The sequence below is a fragment of the Arthrobacter sp. K410C genome, assembly GCF_059090105.1.
In genome coordinates, this window is record NZ_JBNHFJ010000001.1 from 241,237 (window position 1) to 262,221 (window position 20,985).

Annotated in this window: 20 protein-coding genes; 1 reads left to right on the top strand and 19 read right to left on the bottom strand. The window is 65.1% G+C overall.

All coding sequences use genetic code 11. From position 1 onward, the window contains the following. Positions 1-135: 135 nt before the first annotated feature. From AC5RU7_RS01185 to AC5RU7_RS01250, 14 genes are all read right to left on the bottom strand, one after another. A complete protein-coding gene (locus tag AC5RU7_RS01185) occupies positions 136-2,691 on the bottom strand; it encodes a bifunctional lysylphosphatidylglycerol flippase/synthetase MprF (RefSeq protein WP_494050744.1) in 2,556 nt (851 codons plus the stop codon). Beyond that, positions 2,673-3,986, bottom strand: a complete 1,314-nt coding sequence (locus tag AC5RU7_RS01190) for an alpha/beta hydrolase (RefSeq protein ID WP_494050745.1) — start codon at positions 3,984-3,986, stop codon at positions 2,673-2,675. The genes AC5RU7_RS01185 and AC5RU7_RS01190 overlap by 19 nt, the downstream gene beginning before the upstream one ends. A 5-nt stretch (positions 3,987-3,991) precedes the next feature. Next, complete coding sequence (locus tag AC5RU7_RS01195) at positions 3,992-4,423, bottom strand: DUF2550 domain-containing protein (RefSeq protein ID WP_494050746.1); 432 nt, start codon at positions 4,421-4,423, stop codon at positions 3,992-3,994. A gap of 10 nt (positions 4,424-4,433) precedes the next feature. After that, a complete protein-coding gene (locus tag AC5RU7_RS01200) occupies positions 4,434-4,718 on the bottom strand; it encodes a F0F1 ATP synthase subunit epsilon (RefSeq protein WP_009356490.1) in 285 nt (94 codons plus the stop codon). 1 nt (position 4,719) lies between these two features. Beyond that, complete coding sequence (gene atpD / locus AC5RU7_RS01205; RefSeq protein WP_494050747.1) at positions 4,720-6,174, bottom strand: F0F1 ATP synthase subunit beta; 1,455 nt, start codon at positions 6,172-6,174, stop codon at positions 4,720-4,722. Between the two features lie 78 nt (positions 6,175-6,252). Further along, entirely contained in the window at positions 6,253-7,143 is an 891-nt protein-coding gene (locus tag AC5RU7_RS01210; RefSeq protein ID WP_494050748.1) for a F0F1 ATP synthase subunit gamma, read from the bottom strand. A 72-nt stretch (positions 7,144-7,215) separates the two neighbouring features. Then, positions 7,216-8,853 carry a F0F1 ATP synthase subunit alpha gene (gene atpA / locus AC5RU7_RS01215; protein ID WP_494050749.1) on the bottom strand — a complete coding sequence of 546 codons (1,638 nt, stop codon included), beginning with the start codon at positions 8,851-8,853 and terminating at the stop codon, positions 7,216-7,218. Between the two features lie 78 nt (positions 8,854-8,931). Next, positions 8,932-9,759, bottom strand: a complete 828-nt coding sequence (locus AC5RU7_RS01220) for a F0F1 ATP synthase subunit delta (RefSeq protein ID WP_494050750.1) — start codon at positions 9,757-9,759, stop codon at positions 8,932-8,934. Then, positions 9,759-10,310, bottom strand: a complete 552-nt coding sequence (locus tag AC5RU7_RS01225) for a F0F1 ATP synthase subunit B (protein ID WP_494050751.1) — start codon at positions 10,308-10,310, stop codon at positions 9,759-9,761. The genes AC5RU7_RS01220 and AC5RU7_RS01225 overlap by 1 nt, the downstream gene beginning before the upstream one ends. Positions 10,311-10,362: 52 nt before the next feature. Then, a complete protein-coding gene (atpE, locus tag AC5RU7_RS01230; protein ID WP_009356484.1) occupies positions 10,363-10,566 on the bottom strand; it encodes an ATP synthase F0 subunit C in 204 nt (67 codons plus the stop codon). A 107-nt stretch (positions 10,567-10,673) separates the two neighbouring features. Further along, positions 10,674-11,474, bottom strand: a complete 801-nt coding sequence (gene atpB, locus AC5RU7_RS01235; RefSeq protein WP_035751787.1) for a F0F1 ATP synthase subunit A — start codon at positions 11,472-11,474, stop codon at positions 10,674-10,676. A gap of 81 nt (positions 11,475-11,555) precedes the next feature. After that, positions 11,556-11,894 (bottom strand): AtpZ/AtpI family protein, encoded by a 339-nt coding sequence (locus AC5RU7_RS01240; protein ID WP_494050752.1) that lies wholly within the window; start codon positions 11,892-11,894, stop codon positions 11,556-11,558. Continuing rightward, positions 11,887-12,369, bottom strand: coding sequence for a Cg1360 family ATP-synthase-associated protein (locus tag AC5RU7_RS01245; RefSeq protein ID WP_494050753.1), 483 nt, complete (start codon positions 12,367-12,369; stop codon positions 11,887-11,889). Before AC5RU7_RS01245 ends, AC5RU7_RS01240 begins: the two co-directional genes overlap by 8 nt. A 109-nt stretch (positions 12,370-12,478) precedes the next feature. Next, entirely contained in the window at positions 12,479-13,591 is a 1,113-nt protein-coding gene (locus tag AC5RU7_RS01250; RefSeq protein WP_494050754.1) for an MraY family glycosyltransferase, read from the bottom strand. A gap of 286 nt (positions 13,592-13,877) precedes the next feature. On the opposite strand from AC5RU7_RS01250, the gene AC5RU7_RS01255 reads away from it, so the two are divergent. Next, complete coding sequence (locus tag AC5RU7_RS01255; protein ID WP_494050755.1) at positions 13,878-14,774, top strand: glycosyltransferase; 897 nt, start codon at positions 13,878-13,880, stop codon at positions 14,772-14,774. Positions 14,775-14,816: 42 nt separating this feature from the next. Here the strand turns inward: AC5RU7_RS01255 and AC5RU7_RS01260 are convergent, their stop codons facing one another. The 5 genes from AC5RU7_RS01260 to rho form a co-directional block, all read right to left on the bottom strand. After that, the gene (locus AC5RU7_RS01260) at positions 14,817-15,572 is read right to left on the bottom strand and encodes a WecB/TagA/CpsF family glycosyltransferase (RefSeq protein WP_494050756.1); all 756 of its coding nucleotides are present in this window, start codon (positions 15,570-15,572) and stop codon (positions 14,817-14,819) included. Further along, positions 15,572-16,432, bottom strand: a complete 861-nt coding sequence (locus AC5RU7_RS01265; RefSeq protein ID WP_494050757.1) for an L-threonylcarbamoyladenylate synthase — start codon at positions 16,430-16,432, stop codon at positions 15,572-15,574. The genes AC5RU7_RS01260 and AC5RU7_RS01265 overlap by 1 nt, the downstream gene beginning before the upstream one ends. Positions 16,433-16,444: 12 nt before the next feature. Continuing rightward, on the bottom strand, positions 16,445-17,317 hold the full coding sequence (prmC, locus tag AC5RU7_RS01270; protein ID WP_494050758.1) for a peptide chain release factor N(5)-glutamine methyltransferase: 873 nt from the start codon (positions 17,315-17,317) through the stop codon (positions 16,445-16,447). Between the two features lie 12 nt (positions 17,318-17,329). Next, positions 17,330-18,403: a peptide chain release factor 1 gene (gene prfA, locus AC5RU7_RS01275; RefSeq protein ID WP_494050759.1), complete on the bottom strand. Its 1,074-nt coding sequence runs from the start codon at positions 18,401-18,403 to the stop codon at positions 17,330-17,332. A gap of 277 nt (positions 18,404-18,680) precedes the next feature. Next, on the bottom strand, positions 18,681-20,813 hold the full coding sequence (rho, locus tag AC5RU7_RS01280) for a transcription termination factor Rho (RefSeq protein WP_494050760.1): 2,133 nt from the start codon (positions 20,811-20,813) through the stop codon (positions 18,681-18,683). Between the last annotated feature and the right edge of the window lie 172 nt (positions 20,814-20,985).

Below are 20,985 nucleotides of genomic sequence, written 5' to 3' on the forward strand. Positions count from 1 at the left end.
TCGGCGATATGCAGCAATAAAATGATCCCCGGCAATTGCCGCCGGGGATCATTTTTTATGGGTGCTTCCTTTCGCGTTTCGATATGCTTTTTCCCGCATCCCGGCCGCAAGTTTTACACCTATTGCGAATTGTCCTTACTTGACCAGTTTGCTGACCAGCCGTGCTCCCTGCGGCAGGGAAAGCCCGGGCAGGTACGCGCGGGTCAGCGCGCGGCCGATCGCCGGCAGGTGCAGCGGGTCCTGGTAGTAGAGGTACAGCGCGCGGTACTCGGGCTTGAACCGGGACTTGAACGCGGCCAGGGAACGGAAGCCGTACACCGGCTCCAAAGCATGCCCCACAAGGTCGAGGATGCGGACCAGGTTTTCGGCCCCGTCCCGGTCCCCAGTACTGTCGTTCGCGCCGCCGTGGTTGGCCAGCGGCGAGCCGGACAGGGAAATCACCTCCACTGATCCGCGCAGCTCCAGCACGGCCGAGGCGATGAGGAATTCCATGACGCCTGGAAATCCTTCCGCGCCCCGCCGCATGACGTCCAGCGTCCTGCTGACCAGCCGCCCGCGGTCGTACACGGGAAGCCAACTGGTCACGCCGTGGACCGTGCCGTTGCCGTCCACGGCCAGGCAGCACAGGACCTCGTCATCGTCCAGCTCGTCCACCCCGCCCAGGGTGAAGCCCATTTCGGGGACGGACTTGTTGGCCGCCCACTCCTCCGAGACCTCGTTGAGCTTCGACCGCAGTGAGGCCGGCAGCGCGTGGTAGGGGCCCCACACCGCCTCAACCCCCAGCTTTGCCGCCCGGTTCAGCGCGGTCCGGACGTTCTGCCACTCCTTGCCTTTGAACTCCAGCTCCCGGATGGCGAGCCGGGTCTCCTGCGCAACCGGCACCCGGGCGAACCCGCGCTCCTGCAGCGCCGGCCACATGGAGCCGTCGCAGGAGTAGAGCGCCGGGATCAGGGCGTGGCTGCGGCAATAGGCCAGGAACCCCTCGGTGACTGCCGTCTGTGACTGTCCTGGTCCGATTGCCCCGCCCAGGGTCAATGCCACGCTGCCGTGCCGCTGGTAGGCGACTGCACCCTGCCCGTCCGGGCTGAACCAGTAGGTGTTGGGCTCCCACAGTGCCATCCAGGACAGCGGGCCGCCGCCCTGGTGCAGCAGTTCCCGCGCCCTGGCACGGTCCTGCCATCCGGAGTCATGGCCATGGTGTCCAATCAGCACCCACCACACGGCCACCAGTGCCACCACCCAGAACACGGGGCCCGAGTAGGCAAACAGGACTGCCTCCACGCTGTTCCGGTCGGCAAAGACCCGGTGGTAGTGCTGCGGGATGGGAACCGGGACGTACTGCCTGGCGAGCTCGGCGAAAAGTCCCAGCAGCCCGCCGTCGCGCTCCAGGCCGCCTGACCAGAACCATGCGCCGGCGTAGGCGGTCGCCAGGACTCCCCATGTGCCGCCAACCACCAGGGCCAGTGTGCGGCGGGCAGCAGGGAGCGTCTGCACCCGGAACTGCCGCCGGTTGAGCCAGAGGACCACGGCGAGCAGGAGGGGCACGACGACGAGCGGCAGCACGTGCGCGAAGGCCGATCCCATGGGGGCCGCCTGCAGCCCCTGCGGACGCGAAGGCACCAGCGCAAAGAGGGCGAGATAGACGGCCGCCAGTGCCGTGACGGCCAGCTGGATGGCAATGGCGATGTTCAGGGCCAGCCTCCGACCCCGGCGCATGCCGTCGGCACAGATCAGCAGGAGGAGAACCGGCACAACGGCCAGGGCGAGCCCGAACGGGCCGGCGAATCCTGCACGTCCCGCTTCCAGACAGGAGGCCTCAACGGTTGCCCCGCAGTTCAGTGCGAGCTGGCTGAGCGTGGGCATCGGGTTCAGCACCACGTCGCGCAGCAGTGCCAGCGGCCCGGTGGGCGCACGCGCTATTCCGGTGAGGATAGGTCCGACAGCGAAGACGGCGACGGTCAGGGCCAGGAGGTTCCTCGCCTCCCGGCCCGTTGACCGGTGCCGGTGCAGGTGGCCCTGGTCGCCCTGGATCCACCAGCCGGCCAGGAGGCCGAGAAGGGCGCCAAGCAGGCCGATGACCGTTTCGGCGTGCCCCACGTACAGGACCAGCAGGAGCGAAACGGAGATCACCGCCGTCCGCAGCCGCCGCTGCCACAGCACCGGCAGCCGTGCACTGCCGGCCAGCCCCGCAGCTAGGACCGGACCGTAGGGCCCGATCAGGATGTCGTCCGCCATTTGATCCAGCCACCCGTCTCCGCCGTACGCAGCCAGCTGGGTGATGAGCAGGAACAGTGTCACCGCGGCAAACTGGCCACCGAACAGCAGGGCGGCCGCTGCCCGGGACCCCAGTTTCCGCTCCGCAAGCCCCAGCAGCACGATGATCATCAGTGACGCTGCCAGGTACGCCAGGGGGTTGGTGGCGAAAAAGAGACTGGTGAAGAGCTGCCACCAGTTGCCGTCACGGAGACCGGGCCCGCTCACGCCGGCCAGTTCCAGCAGGTGCTCCGGAGGCCCCGCCAGGAAGCTGCCTGTTACTGCGCCGGCAGCGAGGAACACCGCAAGGACGCACAGGCTGAACGGCACGGACCGCAGCTCGCCGGCAGCACGGGCCAGTGCTGGCCGGATCACGGTGTCCCAGGCGAGTGTTGCGGTGCGGACCTCCCTCCCGGAGCTCACCGCCGATGCCCCCATCTGTCCATGAGGAAATCCAGGGCATCCGCAATCCGCCGCGAGGACGTGTCCCAGGAATGGCCGGTGTTTTCCACCTCGTAGGCCCGTACCGTGAAACCTGCCTTTTCCGCTGCGGCCGCCAGTGTCCGCAGGTACGCCACGAACTCGGGATCGTTCTGTCCGGCCGTCAGGTAGAGGCCGCTGCCTTCGAACCTTTGCTGCTGCATGATGGCCAGCGGCGTCTGCCGGTTGAAGGCCTCGGGATCACCGGGGAAGGCGGCGTCGATGGTTTTCTGCCGTTCCTTGGCGATGGCCGGTTCGGCTTCCGCGGAGAATGCCAGTGCCGCAGGGAAGAGTTCCGGGTGCCGCGTGGCCAGTTGCACCGCGCACGTGCCGCCGAACGAGAAACCGCCCGTTGCCCAGTGGCTGTGATTGGTGTCCACCACGAGCGTGGAGCTGATCCACCCGGTGACATCCTTGGTGAGGTAGGTATCCGCACGGGCAATCCGGCTGTCCATGCACATGGTGTTGGCCGACTGGGAACCGTTGGGGTCGGGAATCACCACAACCGGCGCCACCCCGCCGTGTGCTGCGGCGTAGGAGTCCATGTGGGCCTGGATGGTCCCGCCCGTCAACCAGTCCGCCGGGCCGCCCGGCTGGCCTGCGATCAGGACCAGCACCGGAAGCGCCGGGCGGTTGGGGGCGAAGTACGCGGGCGGCAAGTAGATGTAGGCTTCCCGCGTGTCCATCCCGGACAGGGTTCCGGGAATGGAGGCCCTGCGAAGGGCTCCCCCGGCCGGAAGTTCCCCCTGCGGGCTCCAGCCGTCCACGGGCGCGCCGTCAGGCTGGTCGGGCTGGCGCATCAGCCCGGCTTCAAGGGTGGGAATCCGCGACAGGGTTGTTCCCAAAAGGTCGCTGACAGTCCTGTTCAGGCCGAAGTAAGCGTTGATCTGCACCGAAGACAGCGCGACCACCAGGAGTGCGGCCAGGATGGCGGTCCCGCGGCGCGGCCAGCTGGCATGCGGAAGGCGCATCAGACCCAGGAGCACGGCGGCGACGGCGGGCACCACCCAGAGCAGGACGGCGTCCGGAATGTTCTCGGGGAAGACGGTGAAAACGTTGATGAGGGCCCAGTGGACAGTGGCCACCAGGGCAAAGGCGGCAGCCCCGACCGCGATGATGCGGAAGATCCAGCGGCGTCCGTTCGGAGGCGAAGGGGGCGGCAACAGGAGGTAACCAGCCCCGGCGGCACCCAGGACGAGGGCTGCCCAGTACAGGGGGCCGTCAATCAGCCTGGCGTCGAAGAACCAGTCCACGCCGGCTAGCGCCAGGTCCCCACGCCGATGACCGGTCCGGCCTCCAGCCACGAGGAGAGGCCAGTGTAGGCGTCGAACTTCATGGCGAGCCGGAGGTCCTGGCCTTCATAGCGCAGTTCAACGATCACGACGTCGGGCTGGACCTTGACGGCCTCGGCCTCAGTGGGCTTGCGGCGGCCCAGGAGTTCAAGCGAGTGCCGCTTGAAGCGGTGTTTGGGGCGGACACTGAGCGAGAGCAGCCGGAACCACTCCAGATCATTGTCCTGATAACGACAAACCCCCATCTGCCAGCTGTTTCCAGCCATGCAGATGGAGGCGTCCACCGTGCCGAGGGCACGCCGCAGGTTGAAGCGGCGCACCCCCGAAAGGCACAGTGCAATTATCAGCAAACCAAAGGCGGTTGCCAGTGCGATGAACGGAAGACTAGATGCGTCCATCAAGGTGATGCTAGCGAATCCCAGCGGTAGCCGACTCACCCAGGTGGGCGTTGTCAGCCACAATAACCACGCGGTTGTTGTCCACGGAGAAGAACCCGCCGTCGACAGCTACTGCAATACGGTCACCGGACACCGGCTGGATAGCCAGCTCACCTTCGGCCAGGATCGCCAGCAGGGGCGAGTGGCCGGGCAGGATTCCGATTTCACCATCGCTGGTGCGGGCCTTGACCATCTTGGCCGCTCCGGACCACACGAAGTGGTCCGCTGCGACAATCTCAACCTCGAGCTCAGCCATATTACTTGGTCTGTTCCTGGATCTTGGCCCACTGGCGCTCAACGTCATCCAGGCCGCCGACGTTGAAGAACGCCTGCTCTGCGATGTGGTCGAGGTCGCCGTCGCAGATGGCAGCGAAGCCTTCAACAGTGTCCTTGATGGAAACCGTGGAGCCTTCAACGCCGGTGAACTGCTTGGCGGTGTAGGTGTTCTGGGACAGGAACTGCTGGATGCGGCGTGCACGGGACACAACGATCTTGTCCTCTTCCGACAGTTCGTCAACGCCGAGGATGGCGATGATGTCCTGGAGTTCCTTGTTCTTCTGCAGGATCTGCTTCACACGGACAGCCGTGTTGTAGTGGTCCTGGCCGATGTACTGGGGATCCAGGATTCGGGAGGTGGACGTCAGCGGATCAACGGCCGGGTACAGACCACGGGAGGCGATTTCACGGGAAAGTTCCGTGGTCGCATCCAGGTGCGCGAAGGTGGTTGCCGGAGCCGGGTCGGTGTAGTCATCTGCGGGGACGTAGATGGCCTGCATCGAGGTGATGGAGTGGCCCTTGGTGGAGGTGATGCGCTCCTGCAGGAGGCCCATCTCATCAGCCAGGTTGGGCTGGTAGCCCACGGCGGACGGCATACGGCCGAGCAGCGTGGAAACCTCGGAACCGGCCTGGGTGAAGCGGAAGATGTTGTCGATGAAGAGCAGCACGTCCTGCTTCTGGACATCGCGGAAGTACTCCGCCATGGTCAGGGCGGACAGGGCCACGCGAAGGCGCGTTCCCGGCGGCTCGTCCATCTGGCCGAACACAAGGGCGGTGTCCTTAAGGACGCCTGCCTCTTCCATTTCAACCCAGAGGTCGTTTCCTTCACGGGTACGCTCGCCAACACCGGCGAATACCGAGGTACCACCGAAGTTGCGGGCAACACGCGTGATCATTTCCTGGATCAGAACGGTCTTGCCCACACCGGCGCCGCCGAAGAGGCCGATCTTTCCACCCTTGATGTAGGGGGTCAGGAGGTCGATGACCTTGATGCCGGTTTCGAGCATCTCGGTGGAGCCTTCGAGCTGGGCGAAGGAGGGTGCCTTGCGGTGGATCGGCCAGCGTTCGCTGATGTCCAGGTCCGATTCGGCAACGTCCAGGGGCTGGCCCAGGACGTTGAAGATGTGGCCCTTGACGCCGTCGCCGACGGGCACGGAGATCGGGGCGCCGCTGTCCACCACGGACGTGCCGCGGACCAGGCCGTCGGTTGCCTGCAGGGAGATGGCGCGGACGAGGTTGTCACCCAGGTGCTGGGAGGTCTCGAACGTGATGGTCTTGGTCTCACCGTTGAGAGTAATCTCGGTGGTGAGTGCGTTGTAGATCGACGGGATTGCGTCAGCCGGGAATTCGACGTCGACAACCGGGCCGATGACGCGCGCAATACGGCCGGTGGCACCGGTCGTTGCGGCTACGTTTTCGGTAGCAGTGGCAGTCATCTCTCTCACTTCACTCAGTAGATGGCGTGGGGTTAAGTTTATCTGTGTGGTGCAGGTTCAACGGAACCGCGGCCAGGCCTATGACGCGAGGGCGTCGGCGCCGGCAACAATCTCGGAGAGCTCCTGCGTAATCTCGGCCTGGCGGGCCGTGTTGCGCAGACGCGTGTACTTCTTGATCAGGTCCGTGGCGTTGTCCCCTGCCGACTTCATCGCACGCTGGCGCGCGGCCAGTTCGGATGCAGCGGCCTGCAGCATGGCTGCGAACAGCCGCGATTCGATGTAGCGCGGCAACAGGGCATCAAGAACCTGCTCGGTTTCCGGCTCGAACTCGTACAGCGGCAGCAGGTCCGACTCGGAGGCGGCTTCCTCCTCCACTACCTCCAGGGGCAGCAGGCGGATGACCGTGGGCTCCTGCGTCACCATCGACTTGAAGCGCGTGTAGACGACGTGGATCTCGTCCACCCCACCGTCTTCATAGTCTGTGGCGAAATCGGCCAGCAGCGCGTCCCCGATTTCACGGGCGGTGCCGAACTCGGGCGCGTCCGTTCCTCCGGTCCAGACCCGCGCGTACTGGCGGTTCCGGAAGTCGAAGTAAGCCTGCGCCTTCCGGCCCACGAGGTAGGTTTTGACTTCCTTGCCTTCAGCGTGGAGAAGCTCGTTGAGACCTTCCGCCTGCTTGAGGACACTGGCTGAGTAGGATCCTGCCAGGCCACGGTCCGAGGTGATTACCAGGACTGCGGCACGGCGGATCTGCTCGGGCTCGGTGGTCAGCGGGTGGTCGATTTCGCTTTGGCTTGCGACAGCAGAAACGGCACGCGTGATCGCGTTCGCGTAAGGCAGTGAAGCTGCTACGCGCGCACGGGCCTTACCAATGCGCGAGGTAGCGATCAGTTCCATCGCCTTGAAGATCTTGCGCATCGACGTGGTCGAGCTGATCTTCTGGCGGTAGACCCGAATCTGGGCTCCCATACTTATCCTTTCCTAACATTCCGTAAACCGGGTGTGCCGGACCCTGAGGCCCGGCACACCCGGTGAGCGGAACTAGCGCTTCTGCTTGACGATCTTTTCCTGGTCAACGTCGCCCTCGGAGATGGACTCATACTCCTCGTGTCCGGCACCCACCAGGTGGTTGTCGCCTTCACCGAAGAAGCCCTTCTTGAAGTCCACGATGGCGGACTTCAGAGCTGCAACGGTGTCGTCGTCCAGAACGCTGGTCTGGGCCAGCGTGGTGAGGATGGAGGACTTCCGGCCCAGGTGGTCCAGGAAATCACGCTCGAAGCGGCTGATGTCCTCAACCGGAACGTCATCCAGGTAGCCGTTGGTACCGGCCCAGATGGAGACGACCTGGTTCTCAACCGGGAACGGCGAGTACTGGCCCTGCTTCAGCAGTTCCATCAGTCGGGCACCACGGGTCAGCTGCTGGCGGGATGCCGCGTCCAGATCCGAGGCGAACATGGCGAATGCCTGCATGTCGCGGTACTGGGCGAGATCCAGCTTCAACGTGCCGGAGACCTTCTTCATGGACTTGACCTGTGCGGCACCACCCACGCGGGACACCGAGACACCCACGTCAACGGCGGGGCGCTGGTTGGCGTTGAAGAGGTCCGACTGGAGGAAGATCTGGCCGTCGGTGATGGAGATGACGTTGGTCGGGATGTAGGCCGATACGTCGTTCGCCTTGGTTTCGATCAGCGGCAGGCCCGTCATGGAACCGGCACCCAGTTCGTCGGAGAGCTTCGCACAACGCTCCAGCAGGCGGGAGTGCAGGTAGAAGACGTCACCCGGGTAGGCTTCGCGTCCCGGCGGGCGGCGGAGGAGCAGCGACACTGCACGGTAGGCCTCAGCCTGCTTGGACAGGTCATCGAACACAATGAGGACGTGCTTGCCGCCGTACATCCAGTGCTGGCCGATGGCCGAACCGGCGTACGGTGCCAGGTACTTGAAGCCTGCGGGGTCGGAGGCAGGGGACGCCACGATGGTGGTGTACTCCAGCGCGCCGTTGTCCTCGAGGGTCTGGCGGATGGCGGCGATGGTGGACGCCTTCTGGCCGATCGCCACGTAGATGCAGCGGACCTGCTTGGTCACGTCGCCGGAAGCCCAGTTGGCCTTCTGGTTGATGATGGTGTCGATCGCGATCGCGGACTTGCCGGTCTGGCGGTCACCAATGATCAGCTGGCGCTGGCCGCGGCCGATCGGGATCATGGCGTCGATGGCCTTGAGCCCGGTCTGCATCGGCTCGTGCACCGACTTGCGCTGGGTCACGCCGGGAGCCTGCAGCTCCAGTGCACGGGTGGTCTCGGCCTTGATCTCGCCGAGGTCATCGATGGGCACGCCCAGCGGGTCAACAACACGGCCAAGGAAGGCGTCGCCCACGGGCACGGACAGTACCTGTCCGGTGCGGTGGACTTCCTGGCCTTCTTCGATGCCGGTGAAGTCGCCGAGGACGATGACGCCGATTTCGCGGACGTCGAGGTTCTGGGCCAGGCCCAGGGTGCCGTCCTCGAAGCGCAGCAGCTCGTTCGCCATGACCGAGGGGAGGCCCTCAACACGGGCGATGCCGTCACTAGCGGTGGTTACGCGGCCGACCTCTACGCGCTCTGCGTTTCCGGGTTCGTAGGACGCCGCGAACTCGTTCAGCGCAATACGGACGTCGTCGGCGTTGATGGTCAATTCGGCCATCTGCAGTCCCTGCTCTCCTGTTTTGTGATCACCGTGAAGGTGACCGGGGTTTCTATCAGTTTGTTGGTGCTTGTCCGGCTAGCCGGCCAGCTGGCGTTGCAGCTCGCCCAGCCTGGTGATGACCGAAGCGTCGAGCACTTCGTCACCGACCTGGACGCGAATTCCGCCAATGAGTGCTGGATCAACATTGACGTTGATCTTCAGTTCCCGCCCGTACAGAGCATTCAGGCCCGCCTGGAGGCGTTCCAGCTGCGTCTGCGTCAGGGGACGGGTCACGCTGACCGTTGCAATCCAGCGCTGCTGCCGCTTGGCCGCCAGTTCGGCGAACCGTTCAACGAGCCGGGTGGGCTTGATGCCCCGGGGCTGGGAAACTGCCTGGGTGATGAGGACCTTTGCTTCCTCACCCACCCCGGGCACCAGCTTCGCGGCGAGGGCAGCCTTGGCGGCTGCACTGGCCTGCGGCTCGGACAGAGCACGTTGTACCTCGTGGCTGGAGGCAACAGCCTGGTTGAAGGAGAACAGTTCGTTCTCCAGCTCTTCCAGGCCAGTGATTCCGGAGGCAGAAACGGCCGACTTGTTTTCAGCAACGGAAATGACCACCGTTGCGGCAAGAGTCTCGAGTGCATCGCCGATATCGCGCGCCGATGCCCAGCGTGAACTGGCCAGTCCGGATGCGATCTCTGCAGCATCAGCGGAGACTTTTCCGCCAACCAGCTGCCTGACCAACGCCGACTTTTCGTCACCTGAACGCGACGGGTCAGTCAGGGCGCGGCGCAAGCCAGCCGAGCTGTCCACCATTTCCAGAATTCCGAAGAGTTCCTTTGCCAGCTGCAGCGACGCGGTGGGAAGCTTGGCTTCCAGCGCGGCCAGCCCTGTTGCCAGCGATTCGCTCGATACGCCTGCCATTACTTTGCTGCACCTGCGTTCTGGGTCTCCAGATCTGCCAGGAAACGGTCAACTACCCGTGCTGCGCGCTCATCGTCGTTGAGCGATTCGCCTACGATGCGGCCGGCAAGGGTGGTGGCCAGGGTGCCTACCTCTGAACGCAGGGACACAACGGCCGCCTGGCGCTCGGATTCGATCTGTGCGTGGGCCTGCGCGGTGATGCGGGCAGACTCTGCAGCTGCCTTCTCCTTGAGATCCGCAAGGATCTGGGCACCCTCCGCGCGGGCTTCCTCACGGATGCGGTTGGCTTCGGCGCGGGCGTCGGTCAGCTGCTGCTTGTACTCTTCGAGTGCAGCAGACGCCTCAGCCTGGGCCTTTTCAGCCTTTGCAATGCCGCCTTCAATAGCCTCGGCACGCTCGGCGAAGGTCTTTTCGAACATCGGGACAACGAACTTGACCACGATGAACATGAGGATGGCAAAGCCCACGAGGACAACGCCCATTTCCCAGATGTTGGGCATCAGGGGATTGACTTCGCCCTCAGTGGCGGCTGAGATGATCAGCTGAGCCATTTTTTCACCCGTCCTTTTCTACTCGGTTCTGTAAGTTCGCTTCGTTCCAGGACTAGAGAACGAAGGCGAAGACCAAGCCGAGGATGGCGAGGGCTTCAGTCAGCGCAAGGCCGAGGAATGCGATCGGCTGCAGCACGCGCTGAGCTTCAGGCTGACGGGCAACGCCGTTGATGTAAGCAGCGAATACGAGGCCAACACCGATACCACCGCCGATTGCGGACAGACCGTAACCTACGAGGTTGAGATTGCCTTCCATTTTTCTTCCTTTCAAGATGCCACTTCAGTGGCAGGTTGTTTGGGTTGCTTCATCCCCCGCGAAGGGGAAGTCTGTGTGCCCGCCGGAATTGCATCCGGCGGCATTGCCTAGTGGCTGTCGGCGTGCAGTGCGCCTTCGATGTAGATCGCGGTCAGCAGGGTAAAGACGTAGGCCTGCAGGACCATGATCAGGGCCTCGAGCATGTACATCGCGATGGCACCTGCCAGGACCAGGACCGAGGTTCCCTTGAGCAGGATGTTTTCCTGCATGACCAGGTATTCGATGCCGGAGCCGGCGATCATCACAATGAGGTGGCCTGCGAGCATCGTGGCGAACAGACGGAGGCTGTGCGTGACGGGCCGGACCAGGAAGTTGGAGATAATCTCGATCGGGATGACGATCGGAAGGATGAACCACGGAACACCCGAGGGAACGGTGGCCAGCTTGAAGTAGCGCAGGCCGTTCTTCTTGACGCCGATGGCGATCCAGGTGAAGTAGACGAGGCCGGCCAGTACGTACGCGCCACCAACGTGGGAGAAGGTGGGGAGCTGGATCAGCGGGATGGCGCCGTAGATGTTGTTCACCAGGATGAAGAAGAACAGGCTGAACAGCAGCGGGACGTACTTGATAAAGTCCCTGCCGCCGATGATGTCCTTGGCGATTCCGTTGCGGACAAAGCCGTACGCGGCTTCGCCGGCGAACTGGAGCTTGCCGGGTACCAGCTGCTGCTTGCGTGCGGCCAGCACGAAGAAGGTGGCGATAATGGCGACAGAGAGGAGGACCAGCAGCATCTGCTTGGAGAATCCTTCTGCGGCACCCCACGGCAGGATTGCCGGCAAATGCATTTCGTTAATACCAGGAGGAGCGAACTCTCCTGAATCTTGGGCCGGGAGCGCAAGCGCGATCAACGCGTTTCCTCTCTGCAGTGTCCATCATTGGGCGTTGGGCGGGGACCGGCAGCCTGACGGCCTGCTGTTCCCCCTGTGAAATTATTTGGCATTAGTGTCGCCGTCCGTGGACGGCCCGCTGGCAGCAGGACGCTCGCCAGCATTTTTACGAGAACTGGTGAGGCCATGCATGTGGGAAAGGTAAAAACCTCCGACGGCTCCAAGCAGAGCGCCTGCGAGCACAATCCAGCGCGTTCCCCACATATAATCCAGTCCCCACCCTATCAAACTCCAGACGATGATTCCGCCAATGATGTAGCTGAAGACGGCCATCCCGGCGTTGTATCCGCCGTCGGAGTTGTTGCCTGAGACGCCGGGGGCGGAACCGCCGGATACGGGCTTGCCGGCGGAGGCTTTTCCGGACTTTTTGGGGTCACGCATCGGAGGCTTCCTTGGTTTCTGGATCGTTGTAGATCTGCAGGCGGGATTTGCTGAAACCATAGAGCTCAGCGACCTGCCACAAAACGACGGCGGCCACGGCACCTGCAACAAACCAGCGGCCGTGCAGCCATTGCGGAGCGCCCACCACGAACAGGACCGCGGCGAACCCCACCACCTTGATGAAGTAGGTGGCCACGAACACGCCGATGGCTCCGGAGGGATTGCTGCGTCCCACGAAATGGCCCACCAGGAGGCTTATTCCGAAGAACAGCATCACCAGGAGACCACCCAGCAGGGCGGACACCGCGCCGGCGGAGCCGTCCAGTACCGCGGCAGCCCCCGCGCACAGCACTAGTCCCGCCGCCGCAGCTGCGGAACTGAGCTTTAGGAGATGCAGCCAAAGGGACCGGGTGGGACCGGAAGCACCAACGGGTCCTTTGCCGGACGCGGGTCCGGACTCGGCGTTGGAGGTCATGCGATCCCAATCGTCGGTACCAAGCGGCAGCAAGCCACAAGGCGGGGTGGAGGGGCAGCTTTGGCTGCCCCTAAATTCTACATGAGATAGAAATGTTTACGCACCGGCGTTACGCCGGAGTTTCGTCGTTACGGCGCGCAAGGTAGGGCCATGCGGTGACGAGGCCCATCACCAGGGTGGCGAAGAGGTCCACGGCGAGGACGATCTGCCACGGGAAGATGGCAAAAGCCAGTCCCCCGAAGGACAGCACGCCGGTCCACAGGTACATCAGGACTACGGCAGTGCGGTGCGAGTAGCCGATGTCCATGAGCTTGTGGTGCAGGTGGCCCCGGTCGGCGGACCACGGCGACCGGCCCCGCGCGGTCCTGCGGACCACCGCAAGGCCCAGGTCCAGCAGCGGCAGGAACAGGACGGCAAACGGCAGCAGGATGGGAATCACGGTGGAGATACCGTTGGCCCGGTCGTAAAGCCCGCTGGTGATCTGGCCGGTGGAGACCACACCCGCGGACGCCATGAGCAGCCCGATCAGCATGGCGCCGGAGTCCCCCATGAAGATTTTCGAGGGGAACCAGTTGTGCGGCAGGAAGCCCAGGCAGCTGCCTACCAGGACTGCGGTGATGAGGGTGGCGAGGTCCGAATAGTCCAGGAGGACGGCGTTGCGGTGCACCCAGTACGCGGTAAAGAAGAACGCGGTGCCGCCGATGATGGCCACGCCGGCGGCCAGTCCGTCCAGGCCGTCAATGAAGTTGAAGGCGTTCATGGTGGTGACGATCAGCCCCGCGGTGAGCACCACCCGGATGGTTTCGTTCTCCAGGTAGATGGGTTCCGGCACCCAGGGCACGATGGTCATCTGGACGCCCCAGACCGCCACGGTCAGGGCGGCGGCACTCTGGCCGATGAGCTTCACCCACCACCGGATGTCCAGCAGGTCGTCCGCCACACCCACGAGGACGATCACGGCAGCGCCGGCAAGGACGCCCCACGGCGAGAAGTTGTTCCGGTAGATGTCCTTGACGAAGAAGGACTGGCTCGCAACGATCAGCGCCACCATCACGCCCAGGAAGATTGCGACTCCCCCGAGCCTCGTGACGGGAATTGAATGCACGTCGCGGCTGCGGATGGGCAGGTGCAGTTCGAGCCGGTGGCCCACCACTCGGGCACCCCAGGTGGCGGCATAGGACACAACCGCAGCAGTCAGCCCCATGAGCAGGTACATGATCATGGGGTGGTGGCCGTTTCAACTGGGGTGGAAATGCAGCGGAGCAGTTTTGGCGGGTGTACACCGGCGGGTGGGCTCACTGGCAGGGAATCTGTTCTTCGATAAATGAAACTTCTCCGTCGCCGAGCACGCAGCAGGCAGTGCGAAATGGCTGACACGCAGTGCCTTACAGGGCTGTATTACAGTGGACTCTAGTCAAAGATACTAGCGCCACCGGCTTCATGGCTCCGCGCCACACGGCGCATTACGAGCGGGGAACTCCCTGACAGCCATGCTGAAAGGACCCTTCATGACCCCCCGCATTGCAGTTGCCGCCGTCACCTTCAACCGCCCGAAGGAACTGGCTGTGCTGCTGGATTCGATCAACTCGCAGACGGCGGCGGTGGACACCATCTGCCTGGTGGACAGCGGAACGGAGCCGGCGCGTGAGGTCGCCTGCCGGCACGAAAATGTGGACTACGTCAGGTCTGAGGCCAACCTGGGCGGAGCAGGCGGCTTCGCGCTGGCCGCGCTCAAGGCGGTGGCCAGCGGCGCCAGGTGGATCTGGATGATGGATGACGACGCCGAACCTGCGGATCCTGAATGCCTCGCCACCCTGCTGCGGGAGGCGGAGGCGCGCGACCTTGAAGCGGTGGTCCCGCTGGTGACGGCCCCGGGGCATCCGGACCGGCTGTCCTTCTTCTTCCGCCTGGACGGAAAAGTCACCCACAGCAGGGCCGAGGTTGAAAAGCTGGGGTTCCTGCCCAACGACGGGCACTTCTTCAACGGCGCGCTGATCCGTTCTGACGTTTTCTTCAAGGTGGGCCTGCCCGACATGCGCCTCTTCATCCGCGGCGACGAGGTTGATTTCACCATCCGCCTCCGGAAGGCCGGGATCCGCTTCGGGACCGTGACCACCACGGCCATTACGCATCCCCATGCCTTTTCCGAAACACAGCACGTCTATGGCGCCCGCTGGCACGTCATTGTTCCCGAGAATGCGTTCAAGCGGTACTACTACTACCGCAACCGCGGGTACCTGATCCGGCGCTACTTCCGCGTCCGTTCCCTGGTGGCCGATGTGGGCGGGTACGCGGGCTACTTCCTGCAGCGACGGGACCTGGCAGGGTTCCTGGGCTGGGCCTCATCGTTCAGCAAAGGCCTGCGGGGCAAGGGCTTTGCGCCCCTGGAGGACCAGAAGTTCTAGGCAGCGGCCTGCAGTTCCTGCGGCCTTTACTTCCTGCGGCCTTTACTTCCTGCGCAGCCGCCTGCCGGCCAGGAGCCACAAGAGGACCCACGGCTCGCCGAAGACCCGGTAGGCGACGCGCCGGGGATGCAGGAGGAGGCGCCAGGCCCATTCGAGGCCAAGGCGGCCGAGCCAGCGGGGAGCCAGCTTCTGGACACCCGCGAGCTGCTCAATGGCACCGCCCACGGCGCAATACACAGCGGGCGGCAGCGATTCCAGCCGGCGCTGGAGGACTTGTTCCTGCAGCGGCATGCCGAGCCCCAGCAGGACCAGCTGCGGCTGCTGGCGGTGCAGCCATTGAACGGCGGCATCTTCGAGGCCGGGGTTCCAGTTCTCTCCCGGGAATCCGGCCACGTGCGCGCCGGGAACAATGGCCTTCAGCCTCGCTACCGCACCCGCATTCGCCTCGGCGCCAGCTCCCACGACGGCGATCCGTTCCAGTCCCCGCACCTGGTCCAGGGCGGGAAGCCAGTCGGTTGAGCCCAGTCGGTAGTCCATGACCGGGCCCTCGGCATTGCCGGTCCTCCCCCACAGCCACAGCACCGGGGCACCGTCAAGGAGCACCACGTCGCTGCGCTCGTACAGGGAGCGGAAGCCGTCGTCGGACAGCGTCAGGGTGACGCTGTGCAGGTTGTGGCCAAGGACCGTCCGGGTGGATCCGTCCTGGATATAGCGGCTGAGCGCTTCCACCAGTTCGGGAACCCGCAGCGGGGTCGCATCAACCTCCAGGAACGGGATCTGCTGGCGTTCCAGGGTCATCAAGGCTGCTGGCTCTGGTCCGGAGCAGCCTGGCCCTGTGCCGGGGAACCGCCGGGTGCGGGAGCTACGGCGGAGGAACCTGCGGCCGCGGGCACATCTTCGACGCGTTCCTCCCCCACGGGCACGGCATCGGCGGGCACCACAGCGGGCACCGCGCCAGCAGGCTCCTCAGCAGCCGGGTCCTCCTCCGCCATGGGAATCTCGCCGAGTCCAAGAACGCCGGGCACGTGTTCGCGGAGCTGGTCCAGGCTGACGGCGCCGTTGCGGACTACCCGGAGACGCGGCCCGGTGGCGTCCACGATGGTCGAGGCCACCGCAGCTTCACCCTCGGCAGGGCGGAAGCCGCCTTCCAGGTAGACCTCCACAGAGTCGGCCAACTGCTCGCGGGCGGCCGCGGCGGTCTGCGCCGGCGCGTGGCCGGTGCGGTTGGCCGAGGAGACGGCAAGCGGCCCGGTGAGGGTCAGCAGCTCCTGGGCGATGTCGTCCGCGGGCATCCGCAGTGCGACAGTTCCCTTGGTTTCGCCGAGGTCCCAGTCCAGGGACGGCTGCGCGTGCAGGATCAGGGTCAGGCCGCCGGGCCAGAACGCCTCGGCGAGCTTCCGGGCGTCAGCGGAAACATCCGTGGCCAGGCCGTCCAGGGCATTGATGCGCGGGATCAGGACGGGCGGCGGCATGGTGCGGCTGCGTCCCTTGGATACCAGGAGCATGGTAACGGCCTGCGGTGAGAAGGCGTCGGCCGCGATGCCGTACACAGTGTCCGTGGGAAACACCACGCACCTTTTTTCGCTGATGGCGCGCTGGGCATGTTCCAGCCCCTGGGCGCGCTGGTCGTCAACGGTGCAGTCATAGGTTGTGGTCACTGGCCTATTCTTTCATTCCGGGTGGTGCTGGTCCGCGAGCACGGCGCTGGTGGCGCGCTCCTTCTGGTTCAGGTCCACATGCGTAGTGATGTTGCGCCACGTTCCCGCGCGGCCCATCATCGAAGCAATCCAACCGGCCTGGACCTCTGCGTGCTCCATGACAAAGAAGCCGCCTGGCCGCAGCAGCCGGGCAGCCGAGGCCGCTGCCGCCGTGGGAAGTTCCATGCCGTCCGCTCCCCCGCCGTAGAGTGCTTCCGGAGGGTCATGAAGCGCAACTTCGGGCTCGTTGGGAATGGCCTCTGCAGGGATGTAGGGCGGGTTTGAAACCACGACGTCGAAGGTTCCGTTAAGCTCCGGCAGCGCGGTCCGCAGGTCCCCCAGCACCAGGTGGACGCCCAGGGGCGCCAGGTTCTTTGCCGCCCAGGCATGCGCCAGGGGGCTGTATTCGACGGCGTGCACCTCCGCGCCGGGCACCTCATGGGCGATCGATCCGGCGATGGCACCGGATCCGGTGCCGAGGTCCACGATGCGGGGCGACGGCATCCCCTTGACGTGGTCGATGACGAGCTGCGCCACGGACTCCGTCTCCGGCCGCGGAATGAACACCCCGGGACCCACCGCCAGCTCGAGGTAGCGGAAATGCGCCACCCCGGTGATGTGCTGCAGGGGGACCCGGCCGGCCCGCTCCGCCACCAGCTCTGCGTAGCCGTCGGGGGCGGGCGCATCGCCCAGCATCAGGGCGCGAAGCCGGCCCAGACCCACCTTCAGGAGGTGGTCGGCCAGCAGTTCGGCATCGACGCGCGGGCTGGGGACACCGGCGTCGCGAAGGATGGCAGTTGCCTCGCTGACTGCTGCAGCGAGGGACTGGCCCGGCCCGTTGGTCATACCCGGCAGGAACTAATCGTTCAGCGCGTCCAGGCGCGCCTGCTCGTCCATCTCGATGGCGGACTGGATGACGGGCTCCAGGTCGCCGTTCATGACCTGGTCCAGGTTGTACGCCTTGTAGCCCGTCCGGTGGTCCGCGATGCGGTTCTCCGGATAGTTGTAGGTGCGGATGCGCTCCGAGCGGTCCATGGTGCGGATCTGCGACTTCCGCTGCTCGGAGTTGGCGGCGTCGATCTGCTCCTGCTGGTGGGCCAGGATGCGGGCGCGGAGGACGCGCATGCCGGCTTCGCGGTTCTGCAGCTGCGACTTCTCGTTCTGCATGGCCACAACGATGCCCGTGGGCAGGTGGGTGATGCGGACGGCGGAGTCCGTGGTGTTCACGGACTGTCCGCCGGGGCCGGACGAGCGGTACACGTCAATTTTGAGGTCGTTCTGGTTGATCTCGAGCTCTTCGGGCTCATCGACTTCCGGCAGGACCAGGACGCCGGCGGCGGACGTGTGGATACGGCCCTGGGATTCGGTGACGGGAACGCGCTGCACGCGGTGTACGCCGCCTTCGAACTTGAGCCGGGCGTACACGCCCTCGGCGGGATCGTTCGAGTTGCCCTTGACGGCCACCTGGACGTCCTTGTAGCCGCCGAGGTCCGACTCGGTGGCAGAGATGATTTCGGTCTTCCAGCCGCGCGATTCGGCGTAGCGGGTGTACATGCGCAGGAGGTCGCCGGCGAACAGCGCGGCTTCATCGCCGCCTTCACCGCCCTTGACCTCAAGGATCACATTGCGGGCGTCGTCGGGATCGCGCGGGATGAGCAGCCGGCGGAGCTTCGCAGCAGCAGCCTCCAGCGAAGCCTCAAGCTCGGGCACCTCGGCAGCAAACTCGGGATCCTCGGCAGCCATCTCCTTGGCCGCAGCAAGGTCGTCGCGGATGGCCTCCCACCGGTGGTAGGCCTCAACAATGCCATTCAGCTGAGCCGACCGCCGCCCCAGCTTCCGGGCAAGCCGCTGGTCAGCATAAACAGCAGGATCCCCCAGCTGCGCCTGAATGGAATCATGCTCATCAAGCAGGCCCTGTACGGAATCAAACATTTTTCAAAACCTCTTTCGACTTGTACAAGTCTAGTAACAAACACACACGTGACCGCGGCTGGCGGGCTTAACGACAAAGCCGCGCAGATTTTTCCGCCCCGGGAGTGGCATCGGGCCTGCCGGAGCTGGGAGGCTAACGATCGAAGATCGGAAGCCTCCCAGCGTAGGGGCGGGGGCGGAAAAATCTGTGCGGCGTCAGCACCGGGGCAGCAGAATCAGCCGCAACGCGAAGGGGCGGGGCCGGCAAAAATATGCGACGGCCCCACCCCTGGCTCAGCTACTTGTCGTTATCCGACTTCGCACCAAGCGTCGTCTTCTGGACCTGCATGAGGAACTCGACGTTGCTCTGGGTTTCCCGGATCTTGTTGGTGAGCAGTTCAAGGCTCTGCTGGGTCTCGAGTCCGGAGAGGACGCGGCGCAGCTTCCACATGATCTTGACTTCTTCCGGCGAGAGCAGGTTCTCCTCGCGGCGGGTACCGGACGCGTTGACGTCCACGGCAGGGAAGATGCGCTTGTCGGCGAGCTGGCGGGACAGGCGGAGTTCCATGTTGCCGGTGCCCTTGAACTCTTCGAAGATGACCTCGTCCATCTTGGATCCGGTCTCCACGAGGGCGGTGGCCAGGATGGTGAGCGAACCGCCGTTTTCGATGTTGCGGGCGGCACCGAAGAAGCGCTTGGGCGGGTACAGGGCTGCGGAGTCCACACCACCGGACAGGATGCGGCCCGAGGCCGGTGCTGCCAGGTTGTAGGCACGGCCCAGGCGGGTCATGGAGTCCAGCAGGACCACCACGTCCATGCCCATTTCCACCAGGCGCTTGGCGCGTTCGATGGAAAGTTCGGCCACGGTGGTGTGGTCATCGGCGGGGCGGTCGAAGGTGGAGGCAATGACCTCGCCCTTGACGGTGCGCTGCATGTCCGTGACTTCTTCGGGGCGTTCGTCAACCAGCACCATCATGAGGTGGACCTCAGGGTTGTTGGTGGTGATAGCGTTCGCGATGGACTGCAGGATGAGCGTCTTTCCGGCCTTGGGCGGGGAGACGATCAGGCCGCGCTGGCCCTTGCCGATGGGTGCCACGAGGTCGATGACGCGGGGGCCGATCTTCTTGGGATCGGTCTCGAGGCGCAGCCGCTCGGACGGGTACAGCGGAACCAGCTTGGCGAATTCGACGCGGTCCTTGAGTTCTTCTGCTGTCTTGCCGTTCACGGAGGTGACGCGGACCAGGGCGTTGAATTTCTGGCGGTTGGACTGCTGGCTGCGGTCCTCGCCGTCGCGGGGTGCACGGATGGCACCAACGACGGCGTCGCCCTTGCGCAGGTTGTACTTCTTGACCTGGGCCAGGGAAACGTAGACGTCGTTCGGGCCGGGCAGGTAGCCGGAGGTACGGATGAAAGCGTAGTTCTCCAGGACGTCCAGGATGCCGGCAACGGGCAGCAGGACATCGTCCTCGGTGATTTCGACGTCGTCGACGTCGGGGCCCTGGGAGCGTCCGCGGCGGCGGTCGTTGCGGTCGCGGAAGCGGTCGTTGCGGGAGCTGTCGCGGTCCTGGCCGCCGGAGCGGTCATTACGGTCGTTCCGGTCGCGGCGGTTGCGGCGGTTCCTGCGGCTGCCGCCGTCGGTATCGTCGCTGTCGTCACGGCGGTTGTCGCGGGCGCCTTCGCGCTGGCCGGCCTCGCGGCTGCCTGCGTTGTCGCGGCCGCCGTCGGAGTCGCGTCCTGCGGTGTCCCGCCCGCCGCGCGTGCGGCCCTCACGGCGGTCGGTGCGCTGGCCGGCTTCGACGGAGTCGGCGGCGGGGGCTTCGGCGCGCTCAGGTGTGCGCTGCTCCACGGGAGCCTGTTCCGGTGCGGCCTGCTCGGCCGGAGCCTCTGCGGGGGCTTCCTGCACGGCCCCGGCAGCTTCGCCGCGGCGGCGGTTGCGGGTGCGCGGCTGGCGGCGCTCGGGTGCGGCTTCCGCTTCAGCGGCTTCCGGCGCGGCAGGAGCTTCCACCGGAGCGGCTGCAGCAGGTGCCTCGGCAACTGTTTCAGGTGCTGCCGGGGCAATCACGCCGTCGCTGACTGCCCGGCGGCTGCGGCCACGGCCACGGGTGCGCGGGGCTTCAGCGGCAGGGGCATCCGCGGTTTCCGGTGCGGCCGCAGGCACGTCGGCAGCGGGAGCAGCCGTGACCGCGGTGGCCTTGTCAGCAACCTTGGCCGGCGCCTTCGTGGTGGGGGTGCCGGCGCGATGGGCGGAGATCGCCGTCACCAGGTCCCCCTTGCGCATGCGGGAACCGCCAGAAATACCCAACTGGCTGGCGAGGGCCTGCAGCTGGGCGAGCTTAAGGCCGGCAAGGCCGCTGCTCTTGGCGGGTGCTGCCGGCGATTCGGCGGCTGAAGATAGTTCCACAGCTGGTGACAGCTCAGTGGTTTCGGTCACGAAGGATCCTTCCCCCTCGACGGCGTCCAGACTGGGAGCTGGACGCGATGATTTGATCTGGGCTGCAGTTCAGATCTGCAGCCGGGATTTCGGCCTTGCCGGTTGGATTTCGGCCAGCAGGGCCGGATACTGATTCACCTTGCGCTCCACCCATGGCGGAACGCCGGGCTGA